The organism is Rhodococcus sp. KBW08, from assembly GCF_003852455.1.
Lineage (GTDB): Bacteria > Actinomycetota > Actinomycetes > Mycobacteriales > Mycobacteriaceae > Rhodococcus_F > Rhodococcus_F baikonurensis.
Genome location: NZ_QAJJ01000002.1, coordinates 632,918 through 650,624, shown reverse-complemented (window position 1 = coordinate 650,624; position 17,707 = coordinate 632,918). Strand labels below are relative to the sequence as shown.

Below are 17,707 nucleotides of genomic sequence, written 5' to 3'. Positions count from 1 at the left end.
AACCATCCCATCGCGACCGATGCGAGAACAAATAGCACTTCGAAGAACATGACCATGTAAATCGCTGCCTCACTGGTTGAAGGAATCGCTCTAGTATCGAACATATCGCAAGTAGTTGTTGCGATATGACTGGGTGTCGCGGTTGGCACAATGAGGCCATGAAGCAAAGGGGTCGAGCGGTCCGAACGGCCGTGATCGAAGCGACTGTGCGAAAGGTTGCTGAACTAGGACCGCAGTCGGTGACGATCGCCGCGATAGCGGTCGAAGCGGACGTTCATCCAACGTCGATCTACCGCCGATGGGCGACGGTCGACTTGCTGGTCGTGGATGCTCTCCGCGAGTTCACGGATGCAGGTTTGGCGATACCTGACACCGGGACACTCTTCGGCGATCTTCGGACTTTTGCTCGGAGTCTCCAAGATTGGCTCGCGACAGACACCGGATTGGCACTCGCCCGTACGGGTGTGATGCCTACCGACGACGCGGAAATCTTGGCTGCGCGCGCACAGTTCTGGCGCGCCCGATTCGATGCGGCAGCCGTCATGATTCACCGTGGAATCGAACGCGGCGAGGTCCCGGACGGTACTGATCCAGATACTGTTCTCGCGGCACTAGCTTCGCCGATCCGGCTGGCAGCGATTTCCCAGAACACCGAGCCTCGTATCGACCTCGACAAACTGGTTGCACTTGTCGTCGGCGTTGATCCAATAGTGAAATGATCGACGGCATGGCACCAACCGACTCTGCGAAGGCGATGGCACTGTGGACCACCGCTTTTGTTGTCTCACAAGCAAACATTGCGCGTTTACTCGGGCCGGTGGCTCCTAAAGTATTGGACGTGCAGACAGCATTTTCCGCTCGTCGGTACATCGAAATCTTGGACTCCATGGATGCGGAGGCCACGTCGCGATTTCGTAGTCACTACTACCCCGACTTCGTTCATCCCGCGATCTACGCGATGGCTTTGCGGTCAGCAGGCACGCGGCTCGGCGAGCGGGTGCCCCTGTCGCCCTCAACTCGGCGCGCGCTGGCCGTAGCGCCCGTGCTGTCAGCGGCCGGCGACTACGTCGAGAACGTGGTCGGACTCCATTTCCTCGATCACCGCGACAGCATCACCGACTCGAGGGTTCGCGCCGTCTCGACGGTCAGTATTGGCAAATGGGTGCTCGCACTTGGAACTCTCGGATATTTGTCGCAGGGTTTTGTCAGAGTATGGGTATCGCGAAAATGAGGAGCACTGATGGCAGTCGAACTCGGTACCGAATACTTCTCTGACGGAGAAGAGTTCCGTCGATGGCTGTCCGAGAACCATGAGGCAGTCCCCGGGCTCTGGCTCAAGATGGCCAAGAAGAACTCGTCACACAGTTCGATCGACTACGACCAAGCATTGGACGTGGCGCTGTGCTTCGGCTGGATCGACAGCCTGTCCCGGCGAATCGACGACGACTTTTTCGTGCAGAGGTTTTCGCGCCGCACTGCGCGGAGTCCGTGGTCCAAACGCAACGTCGAGATAATCGCCCGTCTTGATGCTGCAGGATTACTCGAGCCATCCGGCATCGCAGAGATCGAGAAGGCCAAGGCAGACGGCCGCTGGGATCGCGCGTACGAGGGAGCAGCCAAGGCCGAGGTGCCGAAGGACTTTCTCGATGCTCTTGCAGAAAACCCGAAGGCTCGCGAGTTCTACGCGACGCTCAATTCCACCAACCGGTTCACCATCGCGTACCGACTGCAGGAGGCAAAGCGTCCGGAGACGCGAACCCGGCGGATCGAGAAGTTCGTGAACCAGCTTGCCGAGGGCAAGAAGTTCTACTGAGATGGCTGGGACGGCTGATCGACTTTCAACGTGGCTGACACAATAGGGCTCGTGATCGAAGCCGAGACCTGTTCCGCGTTGTCTGCTGTAGACGAACCGCTGGCAGGCAGTGCTGCCGTCGTGCGGGGTTGGGTGTGCCTCGAATTCAACGCAGCGTGGGGTCGTGACGTGCTGGACGGAACAGCCTTGGGGGAGGAGCTTGCCGCCGAGCTCAGTCGACGAGCCGACGCTGCCGATGTACGAATCATGTTCATCCGTCGACCCGGCCGCACCGATCCGTTGACTGATGGACACACCGTCCTGCTTGCGCGCTCCGATCCGAGCGACTCATGGTGCGAAAGGTTGCGCATCGATTCACCGATGGATCTACTCGACGTCGATTTCTCCCTGCTGGATGGGCCGCCGCCAGGATTGGGCGAGCAGGTGACCGAGCCTGTCGTATTGGTCTGCGCTCACGGCAAGCGCGACCAGTGCTGCGCTGTGTTCGGCAGACCGATTGCGGCAGCGTTGATGTCGTCCTTCGGACCCCAGGTGTGGGAGTGTTCTCATACCGGAGGGCACCGATTTGCGCCGTCGATGATCTTGCTGCCGAGCGGCAATACATACGGTCGTCTGTCCGCTGGTGAGAGTGTCACGGCCGTGGAGGTGGCTTCGCGAGATCAGGTCCATCTGCCAGGCCTGCGTGGACGGAGTTGCTGGCTTCCTGCGGGGCAGGTTTCGGAAATTGCTGTGCGACAACAAATCAGCTGTGGAATCGACGACTTGGCTGTCGTAGTGCAGGCGAGTGACGGGACGTGCGTCGTCGCACATGCGGACGGCCGGCGGTGGGTGGTGGAGACGGCGGTCTCCGAACTTGCGCCGCGTCCACCGAGTTGCGGTGCGGCTCCCAAGCCGGTGAGACCAGTTGTCGTCACGTCGATTCGAGACCTGTGATTTCCTCGTCGGTTCCACGCGATCGGTCTCGATGAGCTCGCGCGTGGGTCAGCATTACTCCAACAGGAGCGCAATGACCCCGGGCGTTAGTTGACGTTGTCCGAGGAGATTTACGCGTTGGCATCCGTCGAGTTCGACTGCCATCCGCGTGCCGCCCGATCCGTCAGGACGAAGTACTTCGATCGAAGCGATGTGTTGGGCGTTGCGATCACATGGGCCAGCGAGTGGTGCGGTGGATACAGCCCCCATCAGATCCGCACTCTGCTGGCGTGACAAGCGGATTCGGGACTCTGGAAGCGGTGGTTCGGTGGAATAGCGGCACACCCGTAGTCTGCCGACGTCGGAAATCGGTGTAGCCAAGGCTGTTTCCGTCAGTGGGCGCGCGTGAGTGTCTTCGTGTTCTTCCATGCGTTTCTTGTCAGCTTCAGTGCTTGTCGTGAACGGTTGTCCGATCGACTCCGGGCAGATTCCAGCATCGTCGGCAGCTTCGCCGTCGACCAGGCTTTGCTCGCGGCCGACCTCCTGCAATCGGTTCAGTGCTGCGTGTGGTTGCTCTTGCAGGCCGCAGGGCGCAGCCGGCCAGGTAGGGCGTATGGCGGCTCCTGTTTCGTCCACCAACCACAATCCGGCCGGCGGGACGAGACGGTACGCACAGTCGGCCTGGACGTTGGCAGGAAATCGACGAGACTGTTCGCGGAACGCATCCTCTACCGCGTGGATGTCTCCCTCGAGGCGTATGGAGTCGATGGTCAACCCGCCGTCGGACGCTTCTCCGCGTTCGCATCGAACAACTGCGACGGGGCTGAAATCAGGAGGTGGGTATCCACTTCCCTCAGGGCGAAGGGCGATGCTGCTGTCACGTGCCTCGGGGGCTACGAGCGCGGCGGCAATATCGGGGGCCAGGCAGTCTGCCCGATCGACTGCTGTCGCGACCGGGGGAGTGAAAGATTCGTAGTCTCGAACGCCGGCCCAAACCAACGCAACGGCAACGACACTGACGACGGCGACAAAGACCCCAGCTATGAAACGTCCACTCATACAGGAACACTATGTGCCTTTACGGTGGAATGAGGCTAAGTCTCGACCATTGCTGGTTGCGAAGTAGCATCGCTGCTATGACTGTCGATTTGGTTGCGCCTGACGAGGCCATGTGGGCGTCCTGGTTGGAGTCGCGTGACGAGTGGGGCGGACCGCAGGCGGATCAGCCCGGTTCGGCGTTGGGCGTTGCGCAACGTCTAGACCTCGATCTCGCATCCCGCGACGGATTCGGGCAGTGGGTGCAGGAGTTGTTGGCGCAGCCTGAGGCAGTGCCGGGGCCCGACGTTGTCCCGGCAACCAACTGGTGGATCGTTCGAGACGGCAGGTATCTCGGCGCTATCCAGTTGCGACACAGCCTGAACGAGTTCTTGGCCGATGTAGGTGGCCATATCGGCTATGGGGTCAGGCCGTCGGAGCGCCGGAAAGGTCTGGCGTCGGCGGCTCTGCGGGAAGTGCTCGCGTATGCCGGTGACCCGGTAGGGCTCAGTCGAGTCCTGATTACCTGCGACGAAACCAATGCGGGTTCGCGTAAGGCGATCGAAGGGTGTGGTGGTCTACTCGACAGCGTGCGCCCAGCTGATCAGTTGTCGCGCAACCTCGGCCATTCGGGAGACACGCTTCGCTACTGGGTGGAAACGGGTGTGTCGCGCGTCAGTTGACCGATGTCTGCATGTCAACGGGAAGTCGCGGTCGCAGGGTAGGCGACACGTGCCGCGATACTTTCGCTGAGATCTCGGATTTCTGCTGCGAGGAGGTCTCGGCTCTTCGTATCCGACTCGTGTACGAAGGTTGTCGATCCCAGTGTGGCACCGCAGTATTCGATGATGCCGCGCTCGATCTGTGTTCGGAAGGCCTCGTACACGCCGTGGCGTTCGAAACTGTCTGCATCGTCACCCGCGACCGGAATCAGATGGACGGTGAGTCGGTCCAGTTTCTTCACGAATTCGCTTCCAGGGGTGAATTCGTACGCCCATCCGCTGACGAAGACTCGATCGATCCAACCTTTGAGTAATGCGGGCATCGACCACCAGTACATCGGAAACACGAGAATCAGATCGTCTGCACGATCGATTCGGTCCTGTTCGGCTGCAACATCAGTCGGCGGAGTCCCGTTGCCGCGGAACAGGTTCAAATCGTCTTTGGAGAAACGGGGATCGAAATTTTCGGCGTGGAGGTCTGCGATGTCGACGTCACCGCCCATATTGCGGATCGCGTCGGCGGTAGTTCGAGCGACATGCTGGGTCAGCGAGTGTGGATCGGAATGGGAAACTACGACGAGTGTGGTCATGAGCGTTCCTTCAGTAGATGGTGCGCTTATGTACTAAGAGTAGGTTACTATTCGTATATAGCGCAAGGAGGTGTCCGATGGCACGTACGAGACTGTCGCGGGCCGGCAGGTACGAACAGCTCGTGGAGGTGGCGTGGGCCTTGGTGCGAGAGGAGGGTGCAGACGCACTGACTCTCGGCCGGTTGGCTGAACGTGCCGGCGTTGCAAAACCGGTCGTCTACAGTCATTTTGCCTCGCGTGCCGTGCTATTGACTGCCCTCTTCAAGGAATTCGACGATCGTCAGACTGTGATGCTCGCGGAGTATCTCGAGGCCGCCGACGAGTCCCTGAGTGGGCGGGCGAATGCCATCGCCGACTCCTATGTCGGATGTTCGCTGGCGCAGGGTCGTGAACTGACGGGAGTGCTTGCAGCGCTGGAGGGCTCGCCAGAGTTGGAGCAGGTCAAGCGTGAGTCGGAACGCGCCTACTCCGAGCGTTGTCGCGAGGTACTCACCCCTTTCAGTGCAGACGGGCTTGCGCAATCATCGATGACTGCGATATTCGGTGCTGCAGAGGCCCTCTCGCACTCAGCGGTAATCGGAGTGCTCTCACCCGAGGACGCTAAAGGTGAACTTGCCGCGCTGATCGTCGCGGTAGTCGGCAGGCCATCACCGACTGGGTAGTGCCGTGTAGCCGTGATCTCATGACCAAGGATGTCCATCCAGTTCGACGCGCTCACGCATGGATTTCGAGACTGCTGTCAGAGTTTGGACGAACGCGTCGATCGCCGGAGCATGTGGAGGTCTCCCGTATGTCGCGACGGAGATGGTGCGTCGCTCGTCGGGAATACGGTGCGCGCGGATATCCGGATTCCGATGTGCCAGGAGAGCGAGGGCGGGAAGGGTGCTGACTCCGCTTCCGGAGGCGACCAGCGCTTGGACCGCGACGTAGTCGTCGGTCTCGAACTCGATCCGCGGTACGAATCCAGCTCGTCCGCAGGCGGTCAGGAGGTGGGCGCGGCAACTCGGGCAGCCTGCAATCCAGGTCTCACCGGCGTAGTCCGTGATCTCGTGGGCAGCATCTATATTCCGGGCCGAGGTGATCAGGTACAACGGATCTTCCAGCAACGTCGTCTGCGTGACATGCTTGAGCCCGACATCGGCGGTGTCCTCGTGCGCGAAGACGACTGCAACGTCGACATCGTTGTTACGAAGCAGTGCAAGCGCTTTGGGTGGTTCTGCCTCGACGAGGCTGATGGACACCTCGGGGTGCCGAGATGTGAAGGCTGCCATGGCCTGCGGAATCACACTTGCCAAGGCCGACGGGAATGCGGCAAGTCGTAGCCGCCCGGCTCTCAGTCCTGCGTACGTCTGGACTTCGGCTACTGCGGCATCGACGTGGCCGAGGATCTCGGTGGCTCGCTGAACCAGGACTGCGCCGGCGTCCGTCAGTCGCAGACCACGGCCGGCTCGTTGGAACAATGGAACGCCGACCTCAGACTCGAGCTGTCGAAGGTGGTGACTGATGGAGGGCTGCGCGTAACCGAGAGAATCGGCGGCGGCTGTCACCGATCCTTCCTGTGCAACAGCGACCAGGACCCTCAGCCGAATCAGATCGAGCATGCCAAAATCATAGAAGATTTCGATGCTTTGGACGAAAACACGTATTGGATCTATGAATCGGTGTTTGGCAGGGTGAATCACATGGCACCGGCATCTGATTTCACGGCATCAAACCAGCTACATCCACCCGTAGGGGCAGACATCGAGCGTGCCAGTCAGGTCGTCCGACGGCATCTACCGGTCACGCCCCTGATATCGCACCCGACGTTGGGTGCGGGCTCGTGCAGCCAATTGTTCGTCAAACACGAGAACGTGCAACCCACCGGTGCCTTCAAGGTGCGCGGTGGACTGAATTTGGTGGCAGGACTTGATGAGGTCACGCGGGCACGGGGCATCATCGGCTACTCGACCGGAAACCATGCTCAATCCTTGGCGTATGCCGCAGCGGGTGCGGGCGTGCGGTGTGTGATCGTCATGCCGGTTGGGGCGAATCCAGTCAAGGCTCACGCTGTCCGCATGCTCGGAGCCGAGCTCATCGAGCACGGTGTGAACTTCGACGAGGCACGTGCTCACGCCGATTTCATCAGCGAACGTGACGGCCTGCGTCTCGTGAGCGCCGCCAATGAGCCGGCAATCCTCGCCGGTGTTGCAACGGCCTACGTCGAACTCCTCGAACAACAACCTGATCTGGACGCGGTGGTGGTCCCAGTCGGTGGCGGCAGCGGTGCGGCGGCGGCGTGTCTCGTCGCCAGTGCGCTTGCACCGCACCTCGAGGTGTTCGCAGTGCAGTCTGAGGCCGCACGAGCCGCACATGACTCGTGGAGTTCCGGCGCGTGCGTCGAGCGCCCGAACACCACCCGTGTCGAAGGACTCGCGACCGGGGCCGGATTCGCACTGACTCAGGGCATCATGCGAGAACGACTAGGAGGATTCCTGCTCGTCACGGACGATGACATCACCCTCGCGCAGCGGGCATTGCTCTACGACGCTCACACTTTGAGCGAAGGCGCCGGTGCGGCCGCACTTGCTGCCGTCTACGCACATCCGAACACCTTCGCGGGCAAGCGCGTTGCCGTCGTCTGTACGGGCGCCAATGCCTCTGAGAGCGAGATCCGCAGGGTCGTCAGCTAATCGATAACACGATCGGAACAATGTGCAGTGGCAGGGAACTGACGGAAAGACGAAGTACGGTGTGCCAATGACTTCACCCCGAGAAAAGTCACGCACTCGCAAAGTTTCCGCACTCATGCTGGTCGTAGGTGTCATTGGGGTGATCGTGAGCTTCGGGGTGACCTCACGTTGGGGGTTCCCGGCGTCCGCATCGGAGCTTTGCAGATCAAGTTCGTACGGAAGCGGATTTATCGAAGAAGCAGGGTGGGCTTGGATCCCGTTTCCCGTAGCCTCCTGCAAGACAGTGGATTTCGATTCAGTCGCAGAGTATTTCGCCCTCGGATGGGAAAACTCGATCACTGCCGCAGTATCGATCGCAGTCATCGCCATGGCCCTGACACTCACGTGGGGTGCAGGAGTTCAGTGATGCTTATATGTCCGGCCTTTGGTTCGTTCGGAAGGCTGACCGGCACAAGCCCCATGCTTTCCCGTCTCTCGTTGACCGAAAAGACGTACTGGGCAAATTCAGGCTTGACGTGCACCATCGGGAACTGTGCGCGAAGTTCGCCCACGATCCGATAACCCTCGTCGTACCAGTCGAAAACATTGATCCCTGGACGCCACTGCGGTCGCATCGCGAAGCCGTCGATCTCAGTCACAAAGAACTTTTGGAAGCGATCAGTCCACGCCAGTATCTTCTCTCCAAGTTCGTCTTCGATCCCCATTTGGCTCGGGAGAACGTAGGCCTGCGGGAACCGTTGCGGCGGGATGACAATCAATTCCTTCGACGGCCATAGCGAACTGGGATGGCCATGGTCAGGATAGATTCGGATGACTAGCACTGCAGATCCCTTGCGGTGGCCAATGCGCTCCGAGGCGAAGTCGCATCACCGGTCACCAGTGCGTCCCGGGCACGAGTCGGGCGGCACGACGGCCGAGTTTGCGGATGCGCGAGCGTGAATGGCGCTGACGCGACGGTGTTGCCGGAACGTCTGACGGGGTTTCCTTGTCTACCTGACCCTTTGCCGCCGGAGAATCGGGGAAGGCCTGGTACATCTGGTTGAGAATCCGGTCCTTGGTGTGCGGTGCGAACAGGGTTCCCAGATCACCCAGAGTTCCCAACGGCACATCGATGCGCTTGGGGCGTTCGATCAGCGCGCGGATCACCATTGCCGCAGCCTTTTCCGGGCTGGTAATCGGGCCGTTGTTGTATTCACCGGTCGGAGCGATCATCGGCGTTTCGACCAGCGGCATGTGGATGGTCGTGAAAGTGATTCCGTCTGCCAGGGTTTCGGAGGCAGCTACGTCGGAGAAGCCGTCGAGGGCGGCCTTGCTCGCCACGTAGGCAGAGAATCTAGGCGTGGCCGCCTGGACTCCCGCGCTGCTGATATTCACGATGTGGCCGAAGCGGCGAGAACGCATGGTGGGCAACAACGCGAGCACCAATCGCACAGCGCCGAAGTAGTTCACGGCCATCGTTCGTTCGTAGTCGTGGAAACGATCCGTGGAATGATAAATGCCGCGCCGTATGGATCGGCCGGCGTTGTTGACCAACATGTCCACGTGATCATGTTCTGCCAGAATGCTTTTGATCGTGTGCTGGACCGACTCGTCGTCGGTGATGTCGCAGGGATAACCGAACGCCTTGCCTCCGGTTGATCGAATCTCCTGTACCGCGGCCTCGAGTTCGTCGGTGCGGCGTGCGATGAGGAGAACTGTGGCGCCTTTCTGGGCGGCGGCGATGGCAGAGGCCTTGCCGATTCCGGACGAGCCGCCGGTGATCAAAACCATCCGACCGACAAGTGGTCCTTCGGGATGGTTGCGACGTGCGCGATTGGGATCGAGGTTTGCGCGCCAGTACTTCCACAGCACGGTCGAGTACGACCCGAACTCGGGGACCGTGAGGCCTGATCCGGCGAGGGCGGCAACGGTTCTCTCGGAGGTGAAGGTCGGCGCCATCGTCATGTTGTCGAGCAATGCTGCAGGCATGCCGATGCGATCGAGGAAGACCTTTCGTGCCGATTCTGCCGAGTCGATCGGCAATGGCGAGACAAAGGGTTTGGCGATCACGCCCGGCAGGCTGAGTGCGGGTCGCGGCGCTCCTGCGGCCTTGGCGAGGCCGGCATAGATTTCGCGTACCGGTTGAGGTTTCGGATTGACGAGATGGAACGCTTCGCCGTCACGGCCGGGCACATGCATCAACTCGACGAGGGCAGTGGCCACATAATCGACCGGCACCACGTTGGTTGCGCCGAGGTTGGGGATCGGGATGGGTAGTGCTGCAGGTAGTTTCGCGAGTAGCGCCAGGCCGGGGAACAAGTAATACGGACCGTCGATCTTGTCCATCTCTCCGGTGACGGAGTTGCCGACAACGGCAGACGGTCGATAGACGCGCCAGGTGAGGCCTTCTCGTTCTCGAACGAGCTTCTCGGCCTCGAACTTGGTTCGGTGGTATGGCGTCGGAAAGCCTTGGCCGCAATCGAAATCGGTCTCGCTGAAGGTGCCCGGATAGTCGCCCGCGACTGCGACCGATGACACGTGATGAAGTGTGGCTCCCAGTTTCGCGGCAAGTTCGACCACGGAGCGTGTGCCCTCGACATTTGTCGAAGCCTGCTCGTCTCCGGCTGTGATGTCGTAGATCGCCCCGAGGTGAAGGACGTGGTCGGCAAGCGGGGGAGAGTCGATCCCCAGCTCGGGCTCGGTGAGATCTCCGATGAGTGGATGCACCCGATCGCCGTCGGGAATCGCCGACACCTGTTCTTCGAGTTTGGCGACGGAACCGGCTCTGACCAGCACATGGATCTGGGCGGTTTCATCACGCTCGAGCAGGAGCGGCAGTACGGCTCGTCCGAGGAATCCGGTACCGCCTGTGACGATGTAAGTGGCCATAGTCGGTAACTTACTCCAAAGTAAGATCGACGGCTAGAGGGAAACGACCATCAGTGCGTCATGACACCGTCCTCGGTGTCGAAGTCGATGCCCGCGGTGATGATTCCGGAGAACAAGAACGCGACGGCAAGTGCAAGGGCGGGGATTGCAAGGATCCATTCGAAAATTGTCATGCTCCAAGTCTGACGAAATCAGCTTCGGAGAACATCGCCCTGCGGGGCGATTTAGGCGATCGGGCAGTCATCCTCGAGGACGACTGCCCGATCAGGGAAATCCACTATGTCCTGTTGCTGAAGAGTTTCGGGCGCAGTGGGGTGCGCCCTCCTTGCATGGCGTTACGTGATTTCGGATGAGATGCGGCGGCCGTTATTCCGAGGGGGTGAAGGCCACGGGCCGTCCGCCAGTAGACCGGCGCACCATCGTCGAGGCGATGGCGTGGCCAGGCCGACAAACTTAGACCGGTTCAGCGCCCGACAAGTCCTCGACCGCATACGGGGTCGTTCCCGCGAACAGAACACCGATCCCGAAAGGATCGGCCATCTCGAGCCTTGACTCAGCGAACCGCAGCAGCCAGGTTCCGTCAGCCCAGATCACCGCCTCAGGTTCGCCGAACAGTGACTCCGTGGCGTCCAACTCCACAAGTTCGGAGTGGGGGAGGCCGAACTGTGGCTCACGCAGCTGTTGACGCAGGTAATCGGCGGCGACTTCGGCAAATTCACCGAACCGGGCGATCACGGTCGCAGCGAGCTCACGCACCGCCGACTCCGGCACGGTGGCCGGCTCGATAACCAGACTCACCGGCCTGGAGTCACCGACCCCCTGGACATCGATGATCGATGTCCAGCACGCCAACGAATCGTCCGAGTCGACTCGCGAAAACGCTGCTGAGCCGACCACAACACTCTCGGGTAAGTCATCCACGACCCCTAGTCAAACACGACTCTCCGCAGGATCCCAGGCACTCTCCAGCGACATGGCCCAGTCACGGTCAGTGGCCGATGCCGACCTTCGCGTGGACCTTTTTCATCCACGCGGGAGCCCACCAATTCGCTTCGCCCATCAACTTCACGAGTGAGGGCACGAGCAACATGCGGATGATGGTCGCGTCGACTATCAGCGCGACGATCATGCCGACGCCCAGGAACTTCATCACCGACAACCCGGACATCGCGAAGGCCCCCGTCACCACGATCAGGAGTAGGGCGGCGGCCGTCACGATGCGGCCGGTGCGTTCGGTTCCGAACTTGACTGCTTCCTCCGTCGTCGCTCCCGCGTTCTTGGCCTCGACCATCCGTGACATCAGGAAAACCTCGTAGTCCGTGGACAATCCGAACACCACCGCCAGGATGAGCACGACGAACGTCGCTTCCAGCGGAGTTTGACTGACCCCGAGGAGTTCGACGCCGTGACCGTCCTGGAAGACGAAGGTGAGGACACCGAAGGTGGTCGCGAGGCTCAGTGCGGCCATCAGCACCGCCTTGATGGGTAGCACCACCGAACCGAACGCGAGGAACAACAGGATCAAGGTGGATCCGACCATGATGAGGATCATCACCGGCAACCAGTGCAGGACGGCGTTGTTGCCGTCGTCGACCATGGCTTGTCCACCGCCGACAAGCAGCACCGTTCCGTCGGGAGCGGAGATCTCGCGCAAATCTGTCACTGCGGCGCTCTGTGATTGGGGTGTGGAGCCCTCGCTGTAGAGAGCCTGAACCGCGATCAGTTGATTGGTGCTCGCGACGACGGTCGCCTGACCGATGCCCTCGACCTGACCGGCGGACTCGGCGATCGCTGCACCTTCGGCCGGGGTGAGAGTGTTCCCGTCCTCGGCCTGAAGGATCATCGTCGCGCCGTTTCCGGTCTGCGGGAAGTCGTTGACCAACGTGTCCATTGCGATGCGAGCGGGGTCGTTGTCCGGCAGTGCGGTGTACGAGAGTTCCCCCAAACGGGCGCCGAGCAGGGGCGAGGCCATCACGAGCAGCACGGCCACGATCGTCACCGAGACCGCGACCGGACGCTTCATCACCCACGTGACGACGCGGCCCCAGAACCTGCGCGAGCGTTCCTCGCCGCGTTGCGCCGCATCCTTGCGCCACGTCAGGGCGTTGATGCGATGCCCCAGAATGGCAAGCAGCGCAGGCACAGCGGTCAGCGACAGGACTGCCGCGCTCAGTACTGCAGCGATCGCACCGAAACCCAGCGACCGGATGACGGCCTGCGGGAAAACAAGCATGCCGCTGAACGCGCAGATCAGCAGTAGACCCGAGAACATGACGGTGCGACCCGCGGTCAGAACTGTCCGCTGAGCGGCCGCTCCCGGGTCCGAGCCCGAATTCAGTTCTTCACGGAACCTGCCGACAACGAACAGTCCGTAGTCGATGGCCAGTCCCAACCCGAGAAGAGAAGCGACGTTGATCGAGAACGAGGACACATCGGTGATCAACGTGAGGATCCGCAGAACCGCCAACGCGCTCAGGACACTGAGAACACCCACGAACACGGGAACCGCAGCAGCGACGACGCCGCCGAAGATGAAGACCAGCAGCACCAGAGTGATCGGAATGGCGATGGCTTCGGCGACCACCAGGTCTTTCTCCAGCTTGGTGTTGAACGCGACGCCGACAACCGTATTACCCGCGAATTGTGCCTCGGCACCATCGACTTCGAGCTTCGGCAAGAGATCGGCGAAAGTAGCCGGTGTGACGCCCGAGTCCGGTGCCAACGTGATCGCAACGGCCGCCATGGATCCGTCGTTCGAGAGCAGACTGGCCTTGGCCGCGGCGTCCGTTCCCCAATACGACTTCACCGATGCCGTCGGCACTTCCGTCTTGAACTGGTCGACGGCGGCCGTCACTGCCGGGCCGATGTCGTCCAGAGACTTACCGTCCGTGGGCGTGTAGATCGCGATGATGTCCGGGGTCTGCGGGCCGAGATTGTCTTCGATGATGTCGGCGACCTTCGCGGAGTCGCTGCCCGGATCGATGAATCCGCCCTGGCTGAGCTTGCCGAACACTCCAAGTCCCCACACCCCACTGATGAGAACAATCAGAACCGCGAGGCTCAGTACCCACCATTTCCGGGCGACGACGGTTTGGGCCCAGCGTGTCATGTATCAACTCCGGTGTGTGGGGGTGTCTGGCCAGATCGACTGTAGTGGGCGTTTGGTCTTGAATCGGAAACGTCATGCATACTGCTCGAAGCACTTGCAAGCCACGCGTGTGGGGGAAGCCGGTCCGAATCCGGCGCTGACCCGCAACGGTAGGTCGATTCTCGGTAGTCACCGAGCGTCGGCAAGCCCGATTACCCACCGCGCGGTGTGCGACATCCATTCGTCGTGGTCTACGAAAAGGAAGTCCAGCAGGAGCTCTGGCCGAGGATCAGCGTGCGGGCGGAGTTGCCTGTCGGATTCTCATTCGTGGCTCAGAGCCCTTACGAGGTCCCCGTGTCACTTCAGTTCTCCCCGTCCCGCACCGCCGCTGTTCTCATTGCGGTCGCCTTGGTTTCGGCAGGTTGTTCCAAAGGTCAGGAATCGGAGTCCGCGTCGGCTGCGGAATCCTTCGCGCAACCGGTGTCGGTGACCAACTGCGATCGAGAGATGACATTCGATTCGCCGCCGCAACGCATCGTGTCCTTGAACGGGCATGTCACCGAGGCGCTCATCGAAATCGGTGCGGGTGATCGGATCGTCGGTCGGGCGTACAGCGACAACCCGCCGACTGCTGAGACCGCCGATGTATTCAACAAGATTCCCAGCCTCTCCGATACGTTCCCCAGCATGGAGCAGGTTCTCGACGTCGATCCGGACTTCGTGGTCGGAGGAATGACCAGTGCCTTCAACGAGAAGCAAGGGCGCTCCCGAGACGCCTTCGGCGAGCGTGGAATCAACACCTTCCTCTTCTCCGAATACTGTGGCACCGGTTTCCCCGATATCGGACTGCTCGAAAACGACTACACGCAACTCGGCCGAGTCCTGGGCGTCGAAGATTCGGCCCGTGAGGTAGCCGAGGAGATCAGCAATGGTCTCGATTCCGTCCGCGCTTCGGTCGGCGACGCAGCGCCGGTACCCACCTTCTTCTACGACAGCGGTGATCAGGTTCCGACAACCATCGGCGGAGTCGGTGTCGGTCAACTGGTTGCGGAATACTCCGGCGTCTCGAACATCTTCGCCGAAGGGACGAAGCCCTACATCGATGCATCGTGGGAAGCTGTTGCCGAGCGTGCACCCCAGGCGATCGTGGTCATCGACTACGGCGACAAGACAGCCGAGCAGAAGATCGACTTCCTCCGTGCTCAGCCGTTGATGGCGACCACCCCTGCTGTTCAGCAGAACCGGTTCGTCGTGGTTCCTCTCGCGGACCTGTTCGAGAGTTCACGGTTGGTGCGTTCGGCACAGACCATCGCGACGGCATTCCATCCGGGCGCTGACGCGGCGAAGTGACTCGCACGCGCTACGGGTACGGCGCCCTCCTTGTCGGCTTGTCGGTCGCCCTGGCTGTCGTACTGGGGCTGGCCGTCTCCTTCGGATCGGTTCGCATCCCCGTCGGGGACGTGTGGGCGATAGTCGGAGCTCGTTTGGCGCCAGGGACTTTCGAGACGTGGTGGACCGCGGCGCGGGAGTCGATCGTGATCGATTCTCGCCTACCGCGTGCCCTCACGGCTGCGGTGGTGGGTGCGTCCTTGGCGATGTCGGGTGCTGTTGCTCAGGCTGTCACACGGAATCCTCTTGCCGACCCGTATCTGCTCGGAGTTTCGTCGGGTGCGGGATTCATGGTGGTCTTGGTGACGGTTCTGGGGATCGGAACCGGAATGCTCGGCGTATTCACGATTCCGGTCGCAGCATTCGTCGGGGCGATGATCCCGTTGTTTCTCGCACTGCTGATCGGCGGCCGGTATCCGCAGCCGACCGCGATCATTTTGGTGGGTGTCGCGCTCGCCCAGATATTCTCGGCGCTCATCACCTTCTGCATCCTGGTGTTGGCCGACGATCGGCACGTGACGTCGGTGATGCACTGGATTGCAGGCGGATTCGGTGATGCGCGATGGTCGACGCTGATCTTCCCGACGATCACGCTGGTCGTCGTCGGCACAGCGCTTCTGTTCAGTTCGCGGTGGATGGACGTCTTGCAGACCGGTGACGACGGGGCTGCTGCACTCGGTATGAACGTCCGACGGTTCCGTGTGTTGTCCTTGCTTGCGGTCTCCGTACTGGCGGGCGCGGCAGTCAGCGTTGCCGGTGGAATCGGATTCATCGGTCTGCTGATCCCACATCTGGCCGGTTTCATCGTTGGCACCAGAGCAATTCGACTGCTCCCTGCTGCAGCCCTGCTGGGCGCCGTCGCGATGGTAGCCGCGGATACCGCTGCACGATCGGTGGCACAATCCACTGAGGTTCCGGTCGGGGTGATCACCGCCCTCGTCGGTGCGCCGATCTTCGTCTGGATGCTCTACCGGCAGTATCGGAGGCTCGAACAGTGACGCAGACTCGAACAGTGACACCGGCCAGAACAGGGACACTCCCGAAGGACGCCGAAGCTGCGCCTCTGCTCGAACTCGTCGAGACCCGGGCGAGGCTCGGCAACCGCGAAGTCTTGCGCGGCATCACTTTCGCAGTGACGTCCGGTGAAATATTGGGCTTGGTCGGACCGAACGGCAGTGGCAAGACGACGGCACTGCGCTGCTGCTACAACGCTTTGACTCCGACAGGTGGCGCAGTTCTGATCGATCAAGCCGACTCGACGACGCTCTCGCGTAAGGACATCGCCCGAACCATCTCGGCAAGTGTTCAGGAACCTACTGTCTCGGCAGGACTTTCGGTCCGTGAATCGATCGCACTCGGACGAACTCCGCACCGCAGCTGGTTGGACCGAAGCACGGATCGTGACACAACCATCGTGGATCGATGCATCGAGCAGGTCGGTTTGGTCGAGCTTGCCGGACGGGACGTGTCGACTCTGTCGGGCGGTGAGCGGCAACGTGTCTCGATAGCGCGCGCATTGGCTCAGGAGCCCAAGGTTCTGTTGTTGGACGAGCCGACCAATCATCTCGATCTTCGTCACCAGTTGATCGTGATGGAATTGCTCGCCGAACTGGCGTCGGCGGGGCTCGCAGTTGTGGTCACGATGCACGATCTACGGTTGGCAGTCGAGTACTGCGACAACCTTGCCGTGCTCACCGAAGGTGAACTCCGCGCGTGTGGGTCTACGGTCGAGGTGTTGGACGAGCCGCTGTTGGCCGAGGTTTTCGGCATCAAGGCGCGAGTCGAACGCGGCGTACGCCCGCGGATGGAGATATTGGGGCTGGCATGACGGAATCGATAGCCGGGATCTACGCCCGTATGGCAGTAGCTGTGCCGTTCTTCGACGACCTGACCGCATATCCGGATACGGTGCCCGCGGTGTTGATGACCGACCCCCAGTGGTTGGCAGCTCGCGTCGCCGATACGGCCGAGCGGTGGGGGAGTTCGGACAGCCGAGTGAACGGCACGTTGTGGTGGTACTCGGCCAGCTCGACGCTGACCGGCATTCCGATCGGAACCGGGATGGTCACCGGGTTCGCGGCCGATCCATCGTTGGACGGTGGGCGGATCTTCTTGCGTGACAACGGCTATCTGGGCGGGTTTGCTGCCGGATCGATCATTCCGATCTCGCGGAGTGTGGCGGAGTTGGGTCACGCGATGTTCCGCTCACTCAGCCCCGTGATCGAAGTACTCGCCGAGGTGTCCGGCGTTCGGCAGCAGGCGCTGTGGGCGATCACGACGGATTCCATCGCCAATCGCAGCCTTGACGCAGCCGGTAGCGCGAGGGAGCGTGGAAGTGCATTTGCGGCCGGTCTGATCGATGTTCTCCGCGGCGAGAACCCGGGCATTCCGGTTCCGCGTTTCGTCGATGTCGACCGCAATGAAAGTGTTGTGCGCGTTTCCAATCCATTGACACCAGTGGCATCAGGGCGACGCAGATTCACGCAGCGGGCGTCGTGCTGCCTGATCTACGAGGTGCCCGGTGAAGGCAAGTGCACCAGTTGCCCGAAGCGCGCACCCGAAGATCGGGTGCGCGCCTTGGCCGCTCTGGTGTGACTGTGGGTGAGCGGATTCAGGTG

19 protein-coding genes and 1 riboswitch are annotated in these 17,707 nt (G+C 61.2%); of the genes, 11 read left to right on the top strand and 8 right to left on the bottom strand.

Going from position 1 to position 17,707, the window contains the following annotated elements; translation table 11 throughout:
- Positions 1-158: 158 nt before the first annotated feature.
- Genes DBV08_RS03415 through DBV08_RS03400 form a run of 4 tightly spaced genes read left to right on the top strand, consistent with a single transcriptional unit; the run spans position 159 to position 2,746 of the window.
- Positions 159-719 carry a TetR-like C-terminal domain-containing protein gene (locus DBV08_RS03415; RefSeq protein ID WP_158630212.1) on the top strand — a complete coding sequence of 187 codons (561 nt, stop codon included), beginning with the start codon at positions 159-161 and terminating at the stop codon, positions 717-719.
- 8 nt (positions 720-727) lie between these two features.
- Complete coding sequence (locus DBV08_RS03410) at positions 728-1,231, top strand: hypothetical protein (protein ID WP_124566512.1); 504 nt, start codon at positions 728-730, stop codon at positions 1,229-1,231.
- A gap of 9 nt (positions 1,232-1,240) precedes the next feature.
- Positions 1,241-1,813 carry a YdeI family protein gene (locus DBV08_RS03405; protein ID WP_124566511.1) on the top strand — a complete coding sequence of 191 codons (573 nt, stop codon included), beginning with the start codon at positions 1,241-1,243 and terminating at the stop codon, positions 1,811-1,813.
- A gap of 30 nt (positions 1,814-1,843) precedes the next feature.
- Entirely contained in the window at positions 1,844-2,746 is a 903-nt protein-coding gene (locus DBV08_RS03400) for a sucrase ferredoxin (protein WP_397486676.1), read from the top strand.
- A 54-nt stretch (positions 2,747-2,800) separates the two neighbouring features.
- Here DBV08_RS03400 and DBV08_RS03395 read toward each other — a convergent pair whose 3' ends face one another.
- Positions 2,801-3,784 (bottom strand): hypothetical protein, encoded by a 984-nt coding sequence (locus DBV08_RS03395; RefSeq protein ID WP_124566510.1) that lies wholly within the window; start codon positions 3,782-3,784, stop codon positions 2,801-2,803.
- 77 nt (positions 3,785-3,861) lie between these two features.
- Between DBV08_RS03395 and DBV08_RS03390 the strand changes: the two genes are divergently transcribed.
- Positions 3,862-4,443: a GNAT family N-acetyltransferase gene (locus DBV08_RS03390; protein ID WP_095968955.1), complete on the top strand. Its 582-nt coding sequence runs from the start codon at positions 3,862-3,864 to the stop codon at positions 4,441-4,443.
- Between the two features lie 14 nt (positions 4,444-4,457).
- Here DBV08_RS03390 and DBV08_RS03385 read toward each other — a convergent pair whose 3' ends face one another.
- On the bottom strand, positions 4,458-5,072 hold the full coding sequence (locus tag DBV08_RS03385; protein WP_124566509.1) for an NAD(P)H-dependent oxidoreductase: 615 nt from the start codon (positions 5,070-5,072) through the stop codon (positions 4,458-4,460).
- A 77-nt stretch (positions 5,073-5,149) separates the two neighbouring features.
- Between DBV08_RS03385 and DBV08_RS03380 the strand changes: the two genes are divergently transcribed.
- Complete coding sequence (locus DBV08_RS03380; RefSeq protein ID WP_124566508.1) at positions 5,150-5,734, top strand: TetR/AcrR family transcriptional regulator; 585 nt, start codon at positions 5,150-5,152, stop codon at positions 5,732-5,734.
- Between the two features lie 18 nt (positions 5,735-5,752).
- Here DBV08_RS03380 and DBV08_RS03375 read toward each other — a convergent pair whose 3' ends face one another.
- Positions 5,753-6,673 carry a LysR family transcriptional regulator gene (locus DBV08_RS03375; protein ID WP_124566507.1) on the bottom strand — a complete coding sequence of 307 codons (921 nt, stop codon included), beginning with the start codon at positions 6,671-6,673 and terminating at the stop codon, positions 5,753-5,755.
- Positions 6,674-6,754: 81 nt separating this feature from the next.
- Between DBV08_RS03375 and DBV08_RS03370 the strand changes: the two genes are divergently transcribed.
- Positions 6,755-7,744, top strand: coding sequence for a threonine/serine dehydratase (locus DBV08_RS03370; protein WP_124566506.1), 990 nt, complete (start codon positions 6,755-6,757; stop codon positions 7,742-7,744).
- A gap of 380 nt (positions 7,745-8,124) precedes the next feature.
- Here DBV08_RS03370 and DBV08_RS03365 read toward each other — a convergent pair whose 3' ends face one another.
- The 5 genes from DBV08_RS03365 to DBV08_RS03350 all read right to left on the bottom strand — a co-directional run bounded on the left by DBV08_RS03365 (position 8,125) and on the right by DBV08_RS03350 (position 13,721).
- The gene (locus tag DBV08_RS03365) at positions 8,125-8,565 is read right to left on the bottom strand and encodes a hypothetical protein (RefSeq protein ID WP_260395269.1); all 441 of its coding nucleotides are present in this window, start codon (positions 8,563-8,565) and stop codon (positions 8,125-8,127) included.
- A gap of 52 nt (positions 8,566-8,617) precedes the next feature.
- Entirely contained in the window at positions 8,618-10,612 is a 1,995-nt protein-coding gene (locus DBV08_RS03360; RefSeq protein ID WP_124566505.1) for an SDR family oxidoreductase, read from the bottom strand.
- Positions 10,613-10,662: 50 nt separating this feature from the next.
- Entirely contained in the window at positions 10,663-10,785 is a 123-nt protein-coding gene (locus DBV08_RS32715; RefSeq protein WP_019747629.1) for a hypothetical protein, read from the bottom strand.
- A gap of 280 nt (positions 10,786-11,065) precedes the next feature.
- Positions 11,066-11,533 (bottom strand): hypothetical protein, encoded by a 468-nt coding sequence (locus tag DBV08_RS03355; protein ID WP_235171826.1) that lies wholly within the window; start codon positions 11,531-11,533, stop codon positions 11,066-11,068.
- Between the two features lie 67 nt (positions 11,534-11,600).
- Positions 11,601-13,721 (bottom strand): MMPL family transporter, encoded by a 2,121-nt coding sequence (locus tag DBV08_RS03350; RefSeq protein WP_124566504.1) that lies wholly within the window; start codon positions 13,719-13,721, stop codon positions 11,601-11,603.
- A gap of 71 nt (positions 13,722-13,792) precedes the next feature.
- Positions 13,793-13,939: riboswitch (cobalamin riboswitch) on the top strand.
- 115 nt (positions 13,940-14,054) lie between these two features.
- Here DBV08_RS03350 and DBV08_RS03345 point away from each other — a divergent pair.
- From DBV08_RS03345 to DBV08_RS03330, 4 genes are read left to right on the top strand one after another with little or no spacing between them, the layout of a single operon-like run.
- Entirely contained in the window at positions 14,055-15,050 is a 996-nt protein-coding gene (locus tag DBV08_RS03345) for an ABC transporter substrate-binding protein (protein ID WP_185564422.1), read from the top strand.
- Positions 15,047-16,087 (top strand): iron ABC transporter permease, encoded by a 1,041-nt coding sequence (locus DBV08_RS03340; protein WP_124566503.1) that lies wholly within the window; start codon positions 15,047-15,049, stop codon positions 16,085-16,087. Before DBV08_RS03345 ends, DBV08_RS03340 begins: the two co-directional genes overlap by 4 nt.
- A 14-nt stretch (positions 16,088-16,101) precedes the next feature.
- A complete protein-coding gene (locus tag DBV08_RS03335; protein WP_378373981.1) occupies positions 16,102-16,917 on the top strand; it encodes an ABC transporter ATP-binding protein in 816 nt (271 codons plus the stop codon).
- Positions 16,914-17,684, top strand: a complete 771-nt coding sequence (locus DBV08_RS03330) for a (2Fe-2S)-binding protein (protein WP_124566501.1) — start codon at positions 16,914-16,916, stop codon at positions 17,682-17,684. The genes DBV08_RS03335 and DBV08_RS03330 overlap by 4 nt, the downstream gene beginning before the upstream one ends.
- Positions 17,685-17,707: the final 23 nt, after the last annotated feature.